The sequence below is a fragment of the Achromobacter xylosoxidans genome, assembly GCF_001457475.1.
Taxonomy (GTDB): Bacteria; Pseudomonadota; Gammaproteobacteria; order Burkholderiales; family Burkholderiaceae_B; genus Achromobacter; species Achromobacter xylosoxidans.
Map to the genome: position 1 here is coordinate 5,407,037 of NZ_LN831029.1, position 14,184 is coordinate 5,421,220.

The window sequence follows — 14,184 nt, forward strand, 5'->3', positions numbered from 1 at the left end:
CCCGTACCGTCCATGTCCACCTTCACCACCCGTCCGGAAATCCGCGGCACCTTCGGCGTCGTCTCGTCCACCCACTGGCTGGCCTCGCAGGTCGCCATGGGCGTGCTGGAGCGCGGCGGCAATGCCTTCGACGCCGCGGTGGCCGGCGGCTTCACGCTGCAGATCGTCGAGCCGCACCTGAACGGCCCCGGCGGCGAAGTGCCGATCCTGCTGTGGAGCGAACGGGAGAGCCGCATGCGCGCCCTGTGCGGCCAGGGACCGGCGCCGGCGCTGGCGACGCCCGCCTACTTTCGCGGACTGGGCGTGGACCTGGTGCCCGGCATCGGCCTGCTGCCCGCCACCGTGCCCGGCGCGTTCGGCGCCTGGCTGACCCTGCTGCGCGACTACGGCACCTGGGAACTGGCCGACGTACTGCGCCCGGCCATCGACTACGCCCGCAACGGTTTTCCGCTGGTGCCGCGCATCTCGCAGGCCATCCTGGCGGTGCAGGCCCTGTTCCGCGACGAATGGACCAGCTCGGCCGCCGTCTGGCTGCCCGACGGCAAGGTGCCCGCGCCCGGCGCGCTGCTGCGCACGCCGGCCATCGCCGCCACCTACACCCGCATCCTGGACGAGGCGCACGCGGCGGCAACCGACCGCAATGGCCGCATCGATGCCGCGCTGGCCATCTGGTACCGCGGTTTCGTGGCCGACGAGATAGACGCCTACTACACCCATGAAGCCGTGCGCGACACCACCGGCCAGCGCAATCGCGGCCTGCTGCGCAAGGCCGACCTGGCCGACTGGCGCGCCCGCTACGACGATCCCGTCACGCTGCAATACGGCCGCTACACCGTGGCCAAGTGCGGCGTGTGGTCGCAAGGCCCGGTACACCTGCAACAGCTGGCGCTGCTGCGCCACCTGGAGATGGACGGCCTGGACCCGGCCTCGCCGCAGTTCGTGCACCGCGTGGCCGAAGCCGCCAAGCTGGCCTTCGCCGACCGCGCCGCCTGGTACGGTGATCCCGATTTCGTCGACGTGCCGTTGGCCGCATTGTTGAGCGACGACTACGCCCGGGCGCGCGCCAGCGGCATCGGCCCCCGCGCCGCCGCCACGCTGCAACCCGGCTCTCCCGCCGGCCGGGCGCCGCGCCTGCCCGACCTGGAGGCCGCCGCCCGCACGCTGGCTGCCTCGGACACGCGCTTCGGCGTGGGCGAGCCGACTTTCGCGGCGCTGCCGCCGGTGGCGGAATGGGCCGCGCGCGAGATCTTCGTCGGCGATACCTGCCAGATCGACGTCATCGACCGCGACGGCAACATGGTCGCGGCCACGCCGTCCGGCGGTTGGCTGTCGTCCAGCCCGGTGGTGCCGGCGCTGGGCTTCCCGCTGACCACGCGATTGCAGATGACCTGGCTGGACGACGGCGTGCCCGGCCAGCTGCAACCCGGCAAGCGGCCCTGCACCACGCTGTCGCCCGGCCTGGTGTTGCGCGACGGCCAACCCTACATGGCCTTCGGCACGCCCGGCGGCGACCAGCAGGACCAGTGGACGGTGGCCTTCTTCCTGCGCCATGCCATGGGCCTGAACCTGCAGGAGGCGATCGATGCGCCGTCCTGGCACATCGATCATTTCCCGGGCTCGTTCTGGCCGCGCGCGCTGACGCTGAACCGCCTGACGGTCGAGGGCCGCCTGGCCGAAGCCACGCAACAAGCGCTGCGCGAGGCCGGCCATGAGTTGCGTGTCGGCCCCAACTGGTCCGAAGGCCGCATCAGCGCCTGCACCCGCGAGCCCGCGGCCGGCGGCGGCCTGCTGCTGCGCGCCGCCGCCAACCCGCGCGGCATGCAGGGCTACGCGGTCGGCCGATGAACCGATTTTCCATCCAGCCGGCGACGAGACCGGCCTTATCGCAAGGGGTAAACACCATGAAAACCATCCGACGACTGTTGCGCGCCTGCGCCCTCACAGTGGCGTGCGCCGCGCCCGCGCTGGCGCAGGCCGCCTGGCCCGAAAAGCCGATCACGCTGATCGTGCCGTGGGCCGCCGGCGGCTCCACCGACATCCTGGCGCGCGTGCTGTCCGAAGGACTGACACAATCGCTCGGCCAGCCCGTCATCGTCGAGAACCGCTCGGGCGCCTCGGGCAACATCGGCAGCACTTTCGTCGCGCGCGCCAAACCCGACGGCTACACGCTGCTGGTCGGCTCGATGAGCACCCACACCATGAACCAGGCGCTCTACGGCAACATGCCGTTCGACGGCGTCAAGGACTTCACGCCGATCGCCGAACTGGCGCTGGTCACCAACACCATGGTGGTGCATCCCTCGGTGCCGGCCGCCAACGTCAAGGAATTCATCGACTACGTCAAGGCCAACCCCGACAAGGTGGCCTACGCCTCGGCCGGCCAGGGTTCGACCAACCACCTGAGCGCCGCGCTGTTCGAGAAGGCCGCGGGCGTGAAGATGATGCACATTCCCTACCGCGGCGGCGCGCCGGCGGTGCTGGACACGGTGGCCGGCCGCACCCAGGTGCTGTTCAGCGCCGGCACCCAGACCCTGCCGCACGTGCAGACCGGCAAGCTCAAGCTGCTGGCCGTCACCGAGGAACAGCGTTCGCCGCTGCTGCCCGAGGCGCCGACCGTGGCCGAGACCCTGCCCGGCTACGAACTGTCGGTCTGGTACGGCGCCTTCGGCCCGGCCGGCATGCCGCCGGAACTGACGACGCGGCTGAACCAGGAGATCAACAAGATTCTCAAGCGGCCCGACGTCGTCAAGAAGATGGGCGACATGGGCGTGCTGCTGCTGGACACCACGCCGGAGCAGTTCGGCCAGGTGCTGGCGCGCGATGCCGACAAGTACGGCAAGCTCATCAAGGAACTGGGAATCACCGCCGAATGAGCATCACGTCCGACACCGTCGAGCGCCTCGCGCAAGCCTATGACGCGGCCTCGGCCCCGGCGGCCTTCGCCGCGCTCGACACGCACGCCCACGCCACGCTGGGGCACACGCTGTGCACCATCAACCGCCATGACGCCGAACGCATGCGGGTGGTGCGGCTGTACAGCTCAAACCCCGCCGCCTATCCGCCCGGCGGCAGCAAGGACAAGCGCGGCACCGCCTGGGGCCGCCACGTCCTGCTCGAACGCAAGGTCTTCATCGGCGAGGGCAGCGACGCGATCCGCGAGTTCTTCGACGATCACGACGCCATCCAGGCGCTCGGCCTGCAATCGGTGATCAACGTGCCGGTGGTGTTCGACGGCGCCTGCCTGGGCACCGTCAACTTCCTGATGCCGCGCGCGGCGCTGGCGCCGGCGGACATCGCCGCCGCCCGGCTGGCGGGACTGCTGGCCCTGCCCGCCTTCCTGGCGCTCACGCCGGCCGACTGAGCCAAAGGGGCGCGCCGCGGCGCGCCCCGGCCTTCAGATCAACGCGCGGCGGATGCGGGCCGACGCCATATCGATCACGACCACGAAGCCGACGATGATGATCATCACCGCGCAGGTTTCCGCATAGCGGAAGCTGCGGATGATTTCCCACAGCACCGTGCCGATGCCGCCGGCGCCGACGATGCCCACCACCGAGGCCGAGCGCACGTTCGACTCGAAGCGGTACAGCGAGTACGAGATCCACAGCGGCAGCACCTGCGGGATCACGCCATAGACGATCTCTTCGAGCGCGTTGGCGCCGGTGGCGCGCACGCCCTCGACCGGGCGCGGGTCGATGGCCTCGACCGCCTCGGAAAACAACTTGGCCAGCACGCCGGTGGTGTGCACCCACAACGCCAGCACGCCGGCGAAGGGCCCCAGGCCCACCGCCACGATGAACAGCATCGCGAACACCATTTCATTGATGGCGCGGCAGGCGTCCATCAGGCGCCGCATCGGTTGGTAGACCCAGGCCGGCACCATGTTCGACGAACACAGCAGCCCCAGCGGCACGGCCACCACGATCGCCAGGAACGTGCCCCACACCGCGATCTGCACCGTCACGATCATCTCGTCCAGGTACATGCGCCAGTCGCGGAAATTGGGCGGAAAGAAGTCGGCCGCGAACTGGGCCATGTTGCCCGAGTCCCGCAACAGGTCCAGCGGCCGCATGTCGGCGCCGCGCCAGGACATCACCAGCAGCGCCAGCACGAAGGCCCATACGAGCAGGACCGGCAGCGACGAGCGCGGCGCGGCGGGGGAACGGGAAGAAGGCACGGCCAGGGTCATGGGGATTCCGGAATAGAAAAATCGGATGGACGCGGCGCCGGCGCTTGACGGGCAAGCGCCGGCGCCGCGTGGCATCGTTACTGCTTGGCGGTCGGCTGGCCCAGGCTGGCCAGCTTGGCGTCCAGCTCGGCCAGCTGCTTCTGCTTCTCGGCCTGGCCGATGGTGGCATCGGCCTCGATCTTGGCCTTTTCACGCGCCAGTTCGATCTGGCGGATCGGCACCAACTGCTGGTTGTCCGAGGCGCGGAAGCCCTGGTAGGTCAGCGCCTTCAGGTTGGCCATCTCGCGCGCGGCGTCCTTGCCCTTGCCGTAGTTGACGAAGAAGTCGCGGATCTTGGCCTTCATGTCGGCCGGCAGGTCGGTGCGCATGACCAGCGGATCGGCCGGGATCAGCGGCGACTTCCACAGGATGCGCACGCTGTCGTTGGCGTCCTTGCCGGTGCTCAGGCGATAGCGCTCCAGCGCCTCGGTGTTGTTGACGGCCACGTCGACCTGCTTGTTGATCACCGACAGCAGGTTGGTCTCGTGGTTGCTGACGCGCACGGCCTTGAAGAAGGTCTTGGGCTCGATCTTGTTGGCGGCCCACAGGTAGTAGCCGGGCACGGCGGTGCCCGAGGTCGAGTTGGGATCGCCGGCGCCGTAGGTCAGCTGGCCGCGGCGCTTGAGCAGGTCGTCCAGGCTCTTGATGTCGCTGTCCTTGTTGACGATCAGCAACGACCAGTAGCCCGGGTTGCCGTCCTTGTCGATCACCGAGGCGAACACTTCGCCGCTGGCGCGGTCCACGGCTTCGATCGCAGACTTGTTGCCGTACCAGGCCAGCTGCACCTTGTTGAAGCGCATGCCTTCGATGATGCCGGCGTAGTCGGAAGCGAAGAACGGCTTGACCGGCACGCCGATGGCGCGGCTCAGGTCGTCGATGACGGGCTGCCACACCGACTTCAGATTGGTCGACGACTCCGTCGAAATGATGCCGAAGTTCAACGGCTTGGCCTCTTGCGCATGGACTTGCGTGGACAAGGCGGCAGCGGCGATCAGGGCAACAAAGGTTCTGCGTAGCATGGAAAGCTCCGGGTAGGGAACGGGTAAGGTCAGGCCGCGCAGGCCTGTCGGGAAAGCGGCGCCAGGCCCGGCATGGGCAGGACCTGCGGCGTGTATTCGGGAAGCAGCTCGCTCAATTCCGAGCCGTACAGGTCGCGCAGCATGGCCGGCGTCAGCTCGGCCGAGGGACCGTCGTAGACCACCTTGCCATGGCGCAGCGCCACCACCCGCGGGCAGTAGCGCAGGGCGACATCGACCTGGTGCAGCGAGACCACCACGGCCACCTTGCGGCTGCGATTGATCTGCGCCAGCGTGTCCATCACGCGACGTGACGATTCCGGATCGAGCGAGGCGATCGGCTCGTCGGCCAGGATCACGCGGGCGTTCTGCACCAGGGTGCGGGCGATGGCGGCGCGCTGCTGCTGGCCGCCGGACAGCGTCGAAGCGCGCTGAAATTCGTAGTCGTCTATACCAACCTGGGCAAGCGCGTCGAGCCCCTGGCGCACTTCGGCCCGCAGGAACACGCGCGTCAGGCTGCGCCACATCGGCACGCGCGGCAGCAGGCCGGTCAGCACGTTGGTGATCACCGGCAGGCGGCCCACCAGGTTGAATTGCTGGAACACGAAGCCGATGCCGGCGCGGGCGCCGCGCACATTGCGCGACAGGCGGCCGTGGCGCTGGATCAGTTGGCCATTGACGGTCACGCTGCCCTGCCCGGCGTCGCCCACCACGAAGCCGGCCAGGTGGCGCAGCAGAGTGGACTTGCCGGAGCCCGAGGCGCCCAGCAGTGCCACCATCTCGCCGTCGGCCACGCGCAGGTCGACGTTGTCCAGCGCCCGCGCGCCGGGATGGAAGGACTTGCTCAGCCCCTGTACTTCGATGGCGTAGGTCATCGTTGAATCCCCTTGGTCTGGTTCATTCGCGCATTCTGTTTTCGCGGCATGACAACGCGATGACCCGGGGATCGAATCATTTGGCGGAAAATAGGGGCCATGGCAACCAACTGAAAGACATCCGTCATATATGGCCGCGCCGCTGTCGCGGGCCCCGGGTATATTCAAGGCATCCCCTCTTCCCGACAGGCGGTCATCATGCTCAACGGTTCCTGCCTCTGCGGCCGCGTTGCCTACCAGATCACCGGCCCGCTCACCGACGCCCTCAATTGCCATTGCGCCATGTGCCGCAAGTCGCACGGCGCCGCGTTCCGCAGCCGCGCCACGGTGCAGGCCGCCGACTTCGCCTGGACCAAGGGGGAAAACCACGTCACCTGGTACTGCTCGTCGCCCGGCAACTACCGCGGCTTCTGCGAGGCCTGCGGCACGCCGCTGCTCAGCCGCTTCGACCAGACGCCCGACATCTACGGCCTGCCGCTGGGCGCCCTGGACGACGACCCGGGCATCAGGCCGTCCGCGCATTGCCACGTCGCCAGCAAGGCGCCGTGGTTCGACATCACCGACAACCTGCCGCGCTATCCGGGGGCCTATGAAGATGCCGAAGCGGCCTTGCCCCACGCGGTTACATAAAATTCAACCAAACAGTTGAATTCGATATGAACGGCAGGCTATATTCAACCCTATGGTTGAATCAATGCCTTCCTCCCTCGATGCCGTCTTTCGCGCGCTGGCCGACCCCACGCGCCGCGACATGCTGCAAAGCCTGGCGGGCGGAGACCGGACCATCGGTGAACTGGCCGCGCCCCTGCGCATGAGTTTCGCCGGCGCCTCCAAGCACGTGCAGGCGCTGGAACGGGCCGGCCTGCTGCGGCGCACCGTCAAGGGCCGCAGCCACGTGTGCAGCCTCGAGCCGGCCCCCATGGCCGAAGCCATGCAATGGCTGCGTTTCTACGAACATTTCTGGTCGGGCAGGCTGGACGCGCTTGAAGCCGCGCTGGCCGCCCATGCGCCCCGGCCGGACTCCCCCGGAGAGCCAACATGAGTGAATACGGTGTCGTCACCAGCCCCACGTCCCTCTGCTTTACCCGCGTGCTGCCCGCCAGCGTCGAACGGGTCTGGGCCTTCCTGACCGAATCCGACAAGCGCGGCCTGTGGCTGGCGACCGGCGACATGGAATTGCGCGAAGGCGGCGGCGTTACGCTGCGTTTCGTCCATGCCGACCTGTCGTCCGTGGCCGAGCCCACCCCCGAGCCATACAGGCCGTACGAGAACGGCGTCACCACCCACGGCGTCATCACGCGTTGCGAGCCGCCGCGGCTGCTGGCATTCACCTGGGGAGGCTCGCCCGGCGAACCGTCCGAAGTGACGTTCGAACTGTCCCCACAAGGGGACGACACCCGCTTGGTGCTGACCCATCGCAAACTGGCTTCGCGTGCCGGCATGATCGACGTAGCCGGCGGCTGGCATACGCATCTGGGAGTACTGTCGGCCCGCCTGGCGGGGCGCGAACCGGGCCCCTTCTGGTCGGCGCTGTTGCGCTGGGAAGCCGACTACCAGGCGCGCATCCCCGCGCAATGAAAAGCCGGTCAGTCGTTCAATAGCAACTATCACGCCACGAAGCCGGATAAAAACTGGCTAATCATTGCGCTTTGCAGTAACATAAGTGCGTGATTTTTCCGCAAAAACCGGGCTTCGTTCACGTCGAGCGCCTACCCGCAGTTACTACGGGCCATGCCGGACTTTCGCCTGGCATACCTGCGACGCTGCAACCGGTTTTCTTGGGTGAAACCTGCCCCTGGCCCATGGCGCAACCCGCGCCGCGCGCCGTTGCAGCAGACACTCCAACCCGCTTCTTCCGGCGACGCGCCACAAGCGCCAACCCGCGACCAAGCTGCGCATCGCGCGCACACTGCCCTCGCGGCGCGAGTATCCGTCATTTCAGACATCCACTCGGGATGCCATGGCCCATACCCGCGCTTGCCCGGACGTTTTACGTTCAACCGCTGGACCTGGCTATCAGAGTCCGACGCGCTCGCCGCTCCGGTGGCGCGCCATGCCGACGGCATGGCGGCGCGTATTGATCAAGGAGTAGAGAATGGCTAAAGAAGAACTCATCGAACTGGATGGCATCGTTGACGAAGTGCTGCCCGATAGCCGCTACCGCGTCACCCTGGATAACGGCATCGAAGTGGGCGCCTACGCCTCCGGCCGCATCCGCAAGCACCGCATCCGCATCCTGGCCGGTGACCGCGTCACCCTGGAAATGTCGCCGTACGACCTGACCAAGGGCCGCATCAACTTCCGCCACAAGGATGAGCGCGGCCCCGCCCCGAGCCGTCCCCAGCAGCATCGCCGCTGAGAAACCGCGGGGCCGGCATGTGCCGGCCTTCCGCCCCGCCCTGGCGCGCCACGCGGCCTTAAGCCCGCCCGCGCGCTGCCGTAGTAATGCGCAAGACCCCGGTTCGTGAAAGAATGGCGCTCCGCCCGGCGCCCGGCCCGGCGGCAACGCATACGCAGCAAGATGGATCTGACCCAGGAACTGAAGGAAGCCGCCGACCAGCTCTCCCTGACGCGAAGACGCTTCGCCAAGGGGGAAGAAGGCCTGCGCCTGCTGCATCAGTCGCGCGAGGCGTTCATCAACAGCCTGCGCAATACCGGCCTGACCTACGCCGAGGCCAAGACCAAGTACGACAACTGCCTGGATGACCAGGAAGTGCAGTTGCACGACATGCTGGAAAAGATGCGCTACGCCGAGCGCATGCACCAGTACATCCTGCACCGCATCGCGCTGCAGCAGTCGCAGGATGCCGCAGCGCTGCGGCCCGAGCAGGCCGCCGCCCCCGCCTGAGGACGCCGCCCCCGTCAGGGCTTGAAGGCGCCGATGAAGATCGCGGGATCGACCCGCGCATCGTTCAGGCTGACATTCCAGTGCAAGTGCGGCCCCGTGGCGCGGCCGGTGGCCCCGACCTTGCCGACCACGCCGCCGCGCGCAACGCTATCGCCCACCTTCACGTCGATCGCCGACATGTGGCAGAACATGCTGACGAAGCCCTGCCCATGGTCCAGGAAGACCGTCTTGCCGTTGAAGAAGTAATCCCCCACCAGCGACACCACGCCCGCGGCCGGCGCCTTGATCGGCGTGCCGGCCGGCACCGCGAAATCCAGCCCGGAATGCGGATTGCGCTCTTCGCCGTTGAAGAAGCGGCGCAGGCCGAACGGACTGGACAGGCGGCCGCCGCTGACCGGCCGGTCCAGCAGCACGTTGCTGGGCGTGACGCCAGCGCGGTAGGCGCGGTTGGCCGCGCTCTGCTCGGCCATTTCGCGCTCGATGCGCTTCATGTCGTCGGGATCGGGATTGACCTGGCGCGGGTTCTTCAGCGTGATGTGCTGGGCCACGTATTCCTTGGCGCCCACCGTGAAGGGCAACTGGCGCGAGCCGCCGGCGTCGCGCACGGTGACCTCCTGCGGGCCGGGCTTGACCGCCAGCGGGATGCCGACCACGGCGATCCATTGCTTGCCGTCTTCGCGCACCACCAGCACGCGGCGGTCGCGGTAGGTGACCTCGGGCGCCGTCGCGGCGTCGCCCAGCGCCAGCACGGCCACGCCGCCCGGCACCGGTGCGTTGAGCTTGCGGCTGATGTAGCCGCCCGCCTGCGCGGCGGGCGCCTGTCTGGCGCGGGCCGGCAGCGCCAGGCATACCGCCGCCGCGGCCAGGCCCAGCCGCAGCATGTCTCGGCGTTGCGGCATCACTGTTGCAGGCAGAGGTTGGCGGGTTCGATCAAGGTCTGGTCGCGCCGCGCGATGCGGGTCGACAGACGGGCCTCGGTCTTGCCCTTCCAGGTGGTGGTGGTCAGCACCGCCTCGACGCCCAGGCTGTCCGACTGGATCAGCTCGAAGCCGTTGCGCACCGTCTTGCGTTCGAAATTCACGTCCAGGCTCTTCCAGGCGTCGGCCACGCAGTTGGTGTAGTCCTCGGCCGTGCGCTGGGTCGAGCCGTAGAACACCGGATCACGCTGGCGGACGTCTTTGACGTTGGCGCACGCCGACACGGCAAGCACGGCGGCGGCAAGGGACAAGGCGGTACGGACCTTCATATCGGGACTCTCTGGCAATGAATGGAAAGAGGCGGCCAACTATACCGCAGCGTCCGGCGACGGTTGCGGACGGCGCGCCGACTTGGGGCGGAAGGCCGCGATGACCTCGGGATGGGTCTCGGCGTAGGGGCCGCCGATCAGATCGATGCAGTAGGGAATGGCCGCGAAGATGCCCGCCGCCAGCACCGTGCCGTCATCGGCCTTCAGGCCTTCGAGGGTTTCGCGGATCGCCTTGGGCTGGCCCGGCAGGTTGACGATCAGGGCGGCGTGCGATGGCCGTTCGCGGATGACGGCGACCTGCCGCGACAGGATCGCCGTGGGCACGAAGCGCAGGCTGATCTGGCGCATCTGTTCGCCGAAGCCCGGCATTTCCTTGGTGCCGACCGCCAGCGTGGCCTCGGGCGTGACATCGCGCCGCGCCGGGCCGGTGCCGCCGGTGGTCAGGACCAGGTCGCAGCCGCAGGTGTCGACCAGTTCGATCAGGGTGTCGGAAATGCGCCCCGCCTCGTCGGGAATCAGCCGCTCCACGGCCTGCCACGGCGAAGCCAGCGCCCCGCCCAGCCATTCGCGCAACGCCGGCAACCCCTGGTCCTGGTAGGCGCCGGTCGAGGCGCGGTCGGAAATCGACACCAGGCCGATGATCAGTTCGTCGGGGTGGCGGCGGGCGATGCGGACAGGAGCGGTCATGGGCAGGCGGGGCGTGGAGTGGGCGGATGGCGGCAACCACCGTCCCGGCGGGCCGGGACGCGGTCAATCCTGGTAATCCAGGAGTCCGCCAGACAAGGATGCTAGCGCATTCTCCCCCCTTGGGCCCGCGGACGGGCCTGCCGTCCCTGTGGCAAAAAGGGGAATCCCCGGGTTTGCGCGCTTGTATCGGTCATGGGCGCTGGATAACATCCGCTCACAATCTTCCCTTCCACCCCGACCCGCGCGCCGCGCCTCCTGGTTCCTCATGTTCAAACGCACACTCGGGCAGCATGCGCTGGCGGCGGCGCTGGCCTTGACGGTCGCGCTGGCCGCGGGCCTGGGCGCCTGGCACGGGCTGGCCCTGCGCACCGGCCCGGCGCCGGACGCGGCAACGGGCGTCTACATCCACAACCTCGGCAATACCCTGCAGGACCAGACCCGCAACCTGTCGCGCCTGAGCCAGGCGCTGCGCACCGGCGACCGGCTGGTGGTGATGGGGTCGTCGGAACTCACCAGCACCGACCTGCGCTTCGTGCCCTACCGTTTCCTGGCCGATGAATTGCGCATGCCGGTCATGGCCTACGGCCATTCGGGCTTCCAGTCGCTCGGCATGCAACTGGTGCTGGCGGCGCTGGCCGACGACCTGTCGCCGGCCTCGCGCGTGGTGATCATGGTATCGCCAGGCTGGTTCGATGGCGACGGCGGCCTGGGGCCGGACGAATTCCGCGAACATGCCAATCCCCTGCTGCCGCGCCTGGTGCGCCAGCCCGAGGGCCGCGAGCAACTGGCGCGCTGGCTGCGCGACAAGGGCGATGCCCGGGTGGCGTGGTCGATGGCCGCCGAGCAGGCCTATGTGTTCCGCCAGCGGCTGGTCGACCTGTGGACGCCGGCCCATGCCGCCCCGGCGCCCGAGACCGAAGCGGCGGGCCCGGCGGCGGCCGCCCGGGTGGTCGACTGGGACGCCCTGGCGCGCGAGGCGCAGGAAGCCGAACAGGCGCGGATGGCGCGCAACCGCTACGCCGTGCGCGACGATTTCTTCGACAAATACCTGCAGGCCGTCCCGGCCGGCGGCAAGACCGCCTTCCTGCCGCGGCCGCTGACCGGCAAGGACGAATTGCGCGAACTGGAGGCGCTGATGCGGTTGCTGCGCAACCATGGCGTCAACGCGCTGTTCGTGATGCAGCCGCTGCACCCGCTGGTGTTCAAGGACCTGGACCGCTTCGCCCCGATCCAGCGCCAGGTCGACGCGCTGTGCGCGCGCTACGCCATGGCCTGCATGAACATGTACGACGCCCCCTACGAGATCGGCACCCTGCGCGACGTGCAGCACCTGGGCGAACTGGGCTGGCTGCGTGTCAACCAGCGCATCGCCGAGGTCTTCCGCCCGTGAACCCGTTCCCCGATACCCCTTCCCTGGCCAAGGACGCCGCGCGATGAGAAAAACCCTGTGGCTGTGCCTGCTCTACCTGGGCCTGCTGGCGGTCATGATGATCCAGGCCGACACGTCGGCCAATCTGGGCAAGCCGCTGGAAATCGAGTTCCAGTACCAGAAGTTCTAGCGGGCTGGCCGGCGCCCGGGCCCCGGCCAGCCCGCCATGGCCCCGCGCGGCGGGAGCCCCGTCGGAAAGGCGTCGAGAAAATTGCCCCCAGCAACCGGGGACAGGTCACAAATCTGTAATAATCTGGGCTCGCCGGAACCTCTCCCCGCCCCCCATGCCCTCCCTCTTCCACGGCCTAGATCTCTGGGTCGGCCTCAGCCTCGTCCTGGCCCTGACGTTCGTCCTGGCCTTCGAATTCATCAATGGCTTCCACGACACGGCGAACGCCGTCGCGACGGTCATCTACACCAAGGCCATGCCGCCCCACCTGGCGGTGGTGCTCTCGGGCATTTTCAACTTCCTCGGCGTGCTGCTGGGCGGCGTGGGCGTGGCCTATGCCATCGTCCACCTGCTGCCGGTCGAACTGCTGATCAACGTCGATACCGGACGCGGGCTGGCCATGGTGTTCGCCATGCTGGCCGCCGCCATCGCCTGGAACCTGGGCACCTGGTATTTCGGCATCCCGGCCTCCAGCTCGCACACGCTGATCGGCTCGATCCTGGGCGTGGGCCTGGCCAACGCGCTGATCACCGACCTGCCGCTGGCCGATGGCGTGAACTGGGGCAAGGCGATCGACATCGGCGCCTCGCTGGTGGTGTCGCCGGTGGCCGGATTCCTGGTGGCCGGCGGCCTGCTGCTGGCGCTCAAGCGCTGGCTGCCGCTGTCGAAGATGCACAAGACGCCGGAACAGCGCCGCGCCATCGACAACAAGAAACACCCGCCGTTCTGGAACCGCCTGGTGCTGGTGCTGTCGGCCATGGGCGTGAGCTTCGTGCACGGCTCGAACGATGGCCAGAAAGGCATCGGCCTGATCATGCTGGTGCTGATCGGCATCGTGCCGGCCAACTTCGTGCTGGACACCAACAGCACCACCTACCAGATCGAGCGCACCCGCGACGCCGCCACCCACCTGAGCGCTTTCTACCAGCGCAACGAAGCCATGCTGGGCGACTTCCTGGCGCTCAAGCGCGCCGGCTCCGCCTCGGACCTGCCGCGCAATTTCCGCTGCGACCCGCAACTGACCCTGGCCACCATCGACGCGCTGCAGGCCGACCTGCGCGGCGTCAGCAACTACGCCGACCTGTCCGCCGCCAAGCGCATCGACGTGCGCCGCTACCTGCTGTGCCTGGACGACACCGCCAAGAAGGTGGCGCGCATCGAGGGCCTGCCGGCGCGTGAACGCACCGACCTGCAGCGCCTGCGCGCCGACCTGACCGCCACCACCGAATACGCGCCCTTCTGGGTGATCGTGGCGGTGGCGCTGGCGCTGGGCGCCGGCACCATGGTCGGCTGGCGCCGCGTGGTGCTGACGGTGGGCGAGAAGATCGGCAAGCAGGGCATGACCTACGCGCAAGGCATGTCGGCGCAGCTCACCGCGGTCGGCGCCATCGGCCTGGCCAACGTCTTCAGCCTGCCGGTCTCCACCACCCACGTGCTGTCCTCGGGCGTGGCGGGCACCATGATCGCCAACAAAAGCGGCCTGCAGGGCGGCACGGTGCGCAACATCCTGCTGGCCTGGGTCCTGACCCTGCCCGCCTCGATGCTGCTGGCGGCCGGCCTGTTCTGGATCGGCGTGCAGATCGCCGGCTGACGCCGCCACCGGCCGCGCGAACGATCTGCGCGGCCGGCGCAACACAGTGGCTACCGCGACGGGCTATGTCCCGCGCGGACGCGCCCCTACCATGG

Annotated in this window: 17 protein-coding genes; 11 read left to right on the top strand and 6 right to left on the bottom strand. The window is 68.5% G+C overall.

What is annotated here, in order from left to right; translation table 11 throughout:
• Positions 1 to 12 precede the first annotated feature (12 nt).
• Genes AT699_RS24330 through AT699_RS24340 form a run of 3 tightly spaced genes read left to right on the top strand, consistent with a single transcriptional unit; the run spans position 13 to position 3,361 of the window.
• On the top strand, positions 13 to 1,845 hold the full coding sequence (locus tag AT699_RS24330; protein WP_024070142.1) for a gamma-glutamyltransferase family protein: 1,833 nt from the start codon (positions 13 to 15) through the stop codon (positions 1,843 to 1,845).
• 56 nt (positions 1,846 to 1,901) lie between these two features.
• Entirely contained in the window at positions 1,902 to 2,873 is a 972-nt protein-coding gene (locus tag AT699_RS24335) for a Bug family tripartite tricarboxylate transporter substrate binding protein (protein ID WP_024070143.1), read from the top strand.
• Complete coding sequence (locus AT699_RS24340) at positions 2,870 to 3,361, top strand: hypothetical protein (protein ID WP_024070144.1); 492 nt, start codon at positions 2,870 to 2,872, stop codon at positions 3,359 to 3,361. Before AT699_RS24335 ends, AT699_RS24340 begins: the two co-directional genes overlap by 4 nt.
• A 33-nt stretch (positions 3,362 to 3,394) precedes the next feature.
• On the opposite strand, the gene phnE is transcribed toward AT699_RS24340, so the two are convergent.
• The 3 genes from phnE to phnC form a co-directional block, all read right to left on the bottom strand.
• The gene (phnE, locus tag AT699_RS24345) at positions 3,395 to 4,189 is read right to left on the bottom strand and encodes a phosphonate ABC transporter, permease protein PhnE (RefSeq protein ID WP_020926712.1); all 795 of its coding nucleotides are present in this window, start codon (positions 4,187 to 4,189) and stop codon (positions 3,395 to 3,397) included.
• A 77-nt stretch (positions 4,190 to 4,266) separates the two neighbouring features.
• Positions 4,267 to 5,247: a phosphonate ABC transporter substrate-binding protein gene (phnD, locus tag AT699_RS24350; protein WP_006385579.1), complete on the bottom strand. Its 981-nt coding sequence runs from the start codon at positions 5,245 to 5,247 to the stop codon at positions 4,267 to 4,269.
• A gap of 29 nt (positions 5,248 to 5,276) precedes the next feature.
• The gene (phnC, locus tag AT699_RS24355; protein ID WP_024070145.1) at positions 5,277 to 6,119 is read right to left on the bottom strand and encodes a phosphonate ABC transporter ATP-binding protein; all 843 of its coding nucleotides are present in this window, start codon (positions 6,117 to 6,119) and stop codon (positions 5,277 to 5,279) included.
• A 198-nt stretch (positions 6,120 to 6,317) separates the two neighbouring features.
• Here phnC and AT699_RS24360 point away from each other — a divergent pair, with 198 nt between their 5' ends.
• The 5 genes from AT699_RS24360 to AT699_RS24380 all read left to right on the top strand — a co-directional run bounded on the left by AT699_RS24360 (position 6,318) and on the right by AT699_RS24380 (position 8,967).
• Complete coding sequence (locus AT699_RS24360; RefSeq protein WP_024070146.1) at positions 6,318 to 6,749, top strand: GFA family protein; 432 nt, start codon at positions 6,318 to 6,320, stop codon at positions 6,747 to 6,749.
• Between the two features lie 52 nt (positions 6,750 to 6,801).
• Positions 6,802 to 7,161 carry an ArsR/SmtB family transcription factor gene (locus tag AT699_RS24365; RefSeq protein ID WP_006385582.1) on the top strand — a complete coding sequence of 120 codons (360 nt, stop codon included), beginning with the start codon at positions 6,802 to 6,804 and terminating at the stop codon, positions 7,159 to 7,161.
• Positions 7,158 to 7,697: an SRPBCC family protein gene (locus tag AT699_RS24370; protein ID WP_006385583.1), complete on the top strand. Its 540-nt coding sequence runs from the start codon at positions 7,158 to 7,160 to the stop codon at positions 7,695 to 7,697. Before AT699_RS24365 ends, AT699_RS24370 begins: the two co-directional genes overlap by 4 nt.
• 517 nt (positions 7,698 to 8,214) lie before the next feature.
• Entirely contained in the window at positions 8,215 to 8,478 is a 264-nt protein-coding gene (gene infA / locus AT699_RS24375; protein WP_006385584.1) for a translation initiation factor IF-1, read from the top strand.
• A 162-nt stretch (positions 8,479 to 8,640) separates the two neighbouring features.
• On the top strand, positions 8,641 to 8,967 hold the full coding sequence (locus tag AT699_RS24380; RefSeq protein ID WP_006385585.1) for a hypothetical protein: 327 nt from the start codon (positions 8,641 to 8,643) through the stop codon (positions 8,965 to 8,967).
• A gap of 14 nt (positions 8,968 to 8,981) precedes the next feature.
• On the opposite strand, the gene AT699_RS24385 is transcribed toward AT699_RS24380, so the two are convergent.
• From AT699_RS24385 to mog, 3 genes are read right to left on the bottom strand one after another with little or no spacing between them, the layout of a single operon-like run.
• The gene (locus AT699_RS24385) at positions 8,982 to 9,866 is read right to left on the bottom strand and encodes a peptidoglycan DD-metalloendopeptidase family protein (RefSeq protein WP_172561412.1); all 885 of its coding nucleotides are present in this window, start codon (positions 9,864 to 9,866) and stop codon (positions 8,982 to 8,984) included.
• The gene (locus AT699_RS24390; protein WP_006385587.1) at positions 9,866 to 10,213 is read right to left on the bottom strand and encodes a hypothetical protein; all 348 of its coding nucleotides are present in this window, start codon (positions 10,211 to 10,213) and stop codon (positions 9,866 to 9,868) included. The genes AT699_RS24385 and AT699_RS24390 overlap by 1 nt, the downstream gene beginning before the upstream one ends.
• 39 nt (positions 10,214 to 10,252) lie before the next feature.
• Positions 10,253 to 10,900 carry a molybdopterin adenylyltransferase gene (mog, locus tag AT699_RS24395; RefSeq protein WP_024070149.1) on the bottom strand — a complete coding sequence of 216 codons (648 nt, stop codon included), beginning with the start codon at positions 10,898 to 10,900 and terminating at the stop codon, positions 10,253 to 10,255.
• A 265-nt stretch (positions 10,901 to 11,165) separates the two neighbouring features.
• On the opposite strand from mog, the gene AT699_RS24400 reads away from it, so the two are divergent.
• The 3 genes from AT699_RS24400 (at position 11,166) to AT699_RS24405 (ending at position 14,089) form a co-directional block, all read left to right on the top strand.
• Complete coding sequence (locus tag AT699_RS24400; protein ID WP_024070150.1) at positions 11,166 to 12,290, top strand: D-alanyl-lipoteichoic acid biosynthesis protein DltD; 1,125 nt, start codon at positions 11,166 to 11,168, stop codon at positions 12,288 to 12,290.
• A gap of 43 nt (positions 12,291 to 12,333) precedes the next feature.
• Positions 12,334 to 12,459 (top strand): hypothetical protein, encoded by a 126-nt coding sequence (locus tag AT699_RS32405; RefSeq protein ID WP_020926707.1) that lies wholly within the window; start codon positions 12,334 to 12,336, stop codon positions 12,457 to 12,459.
• A gap of 154 nt (positions 12,460 to 12,613) precedes the next feature.
• Positions 12,614 to 14,089, top strand: a complete 1,476-nt coding sequence (locus AT699_RS24405) for an inorganic phosphate transporter (RefSeq protein WP_006385590.1) — start codon at positions 12,614 to 12,616, stop codon at positions 14,087 to 14,089.
• Positions 14,090 to 14,184: the final 95 nt, after the last annotated feature.

What these genes read in the sequence shown, in the direction of transcription:
- AT699_RS24390 (WP_006385587.1), bottom strand. Translation starts at nt 10,213, where the DNA reads ATGAAGGTCCGTACCGCCTTGTCCCTTGCCGCCGCCGTGCTTGCCGTG.
- AT699_RS24340 (WP_024070144.1), top strand. Translation starts at nt 2,870, where the DNA reads ATGAGCATCACGTCCGACACCGTCGAGCGCCTCGCGCAAGCCTATGAC.
- AT699_RS24360 (WP_024070146.1), top strand. Translation starts at nt 6,318, where the DNA reads ATGCTCAACGGTTCCTGCCTCTGCGGCCGCGTTGCCTACCAGATCACC.
- AT699_RS32405 (WP_020926707.1), top strand. Translation starts at nt 12,334, where the DNA reads ATGAGAAAAACCCTGTGGCTGTGCCTGCTCTACCTGGGCCTGCTGGCG.
- AT699_RS24385 (WP_172561412.1), bottom strand. Translation starts at nt 9,866, where the DNA reads ATGCCGCAACGCCGAGACATGCTGCGGCTGGGCCTGGCCGCGGCGGCG.
- infA (WP_006385584.1), top strand. Translation starts at nt 8,215, where the DNA reads ATGGCTAAAGAAGAACTCATCGAACTGGATGGCATCGTTGACGAAGTG.
- phnD (WP_006385579.1), bottom strand. Translation starts at nt 5,247, where the DNA reads ATGCTACGCAGAACCTTTGTTGCCCTGATCGCCGCTGCCGCCTTGTCC.
- AT699_RS24405 (WP_006385590.1), top strand. Translation starts at nt 12,614, where the DNA reads ATGCCCTCCCTCTTCCACGGCCTAGATCTCTGGGTCGGCCTCAGCCTC.
- AT699_RS24330 (WP_024070142.1), top strand. Translation starts at nt 13, where the DNA reads ATGTCCACCTTCACCACCCGTCCGGAAATCCGCGGCACCTTCGGCGTC.
- AT699_RS24365 (WP_006385582.1), top strand. Translation starts at nt 6,802, where the DNA reads ATGGTTGAATCAATGCCTTCCTCCCTCGATGCCGTCTTTCGCGCGCTG.
- mog (WP_024070149.1), bottom strand. Translation starts at nt 10,900, where the DNA reads ATGACCGCTCCTGTCCGCATCGCCCGCCGCCACCCCGACGAACTGATC.
- AT699_RS24380 (WP_006385585.1), top strand. Translation starts at nt 8,641, where the DNA reads ATGGATCTGACCCAGGAACTGAAGGAAGCCGCCGACCAGCTCTCCCTG.
- AT699_RS24335 (WP_024070143.1), top strand. Translation starts at nt 1,902, where the DNA reads ATGAAAACCATCCGACGACTGTTGCGCGCCTGCGCCCTCACAGTGGCG.
- phnE (WP_020926712.1), bottom strand. Translation starts at nt 4,189, where the DNA reads ATGACCCTGGCCGTGCCTTCTTCCCGTTCCCCCGCCGCGCCGCGCTCG.
- AT699_RS24400 (WP_024070150.1), top strand. Translation starts at nt 11,166, where the DNA reads ATGTTCAAACGCACACTCGGGCAGCATGCGCTGGCGGCGGCGCTGGCC.
- phnC (WP_024070145.1), bottom strand. Translation starts at nt 6,119, where the DNA reads ATGACCTACGCCATCGAAGTACAGGGGCTGAGCAAGTCCTTCCATCCC.
- AT699_RS24370 (WP_006385583.1), top strand. Translation starts at nt 7,158, where the DNA reads ATGAGTGAATACGGTGTCGTCACCAGCCCCACGTCCCTCTGCTTTACC.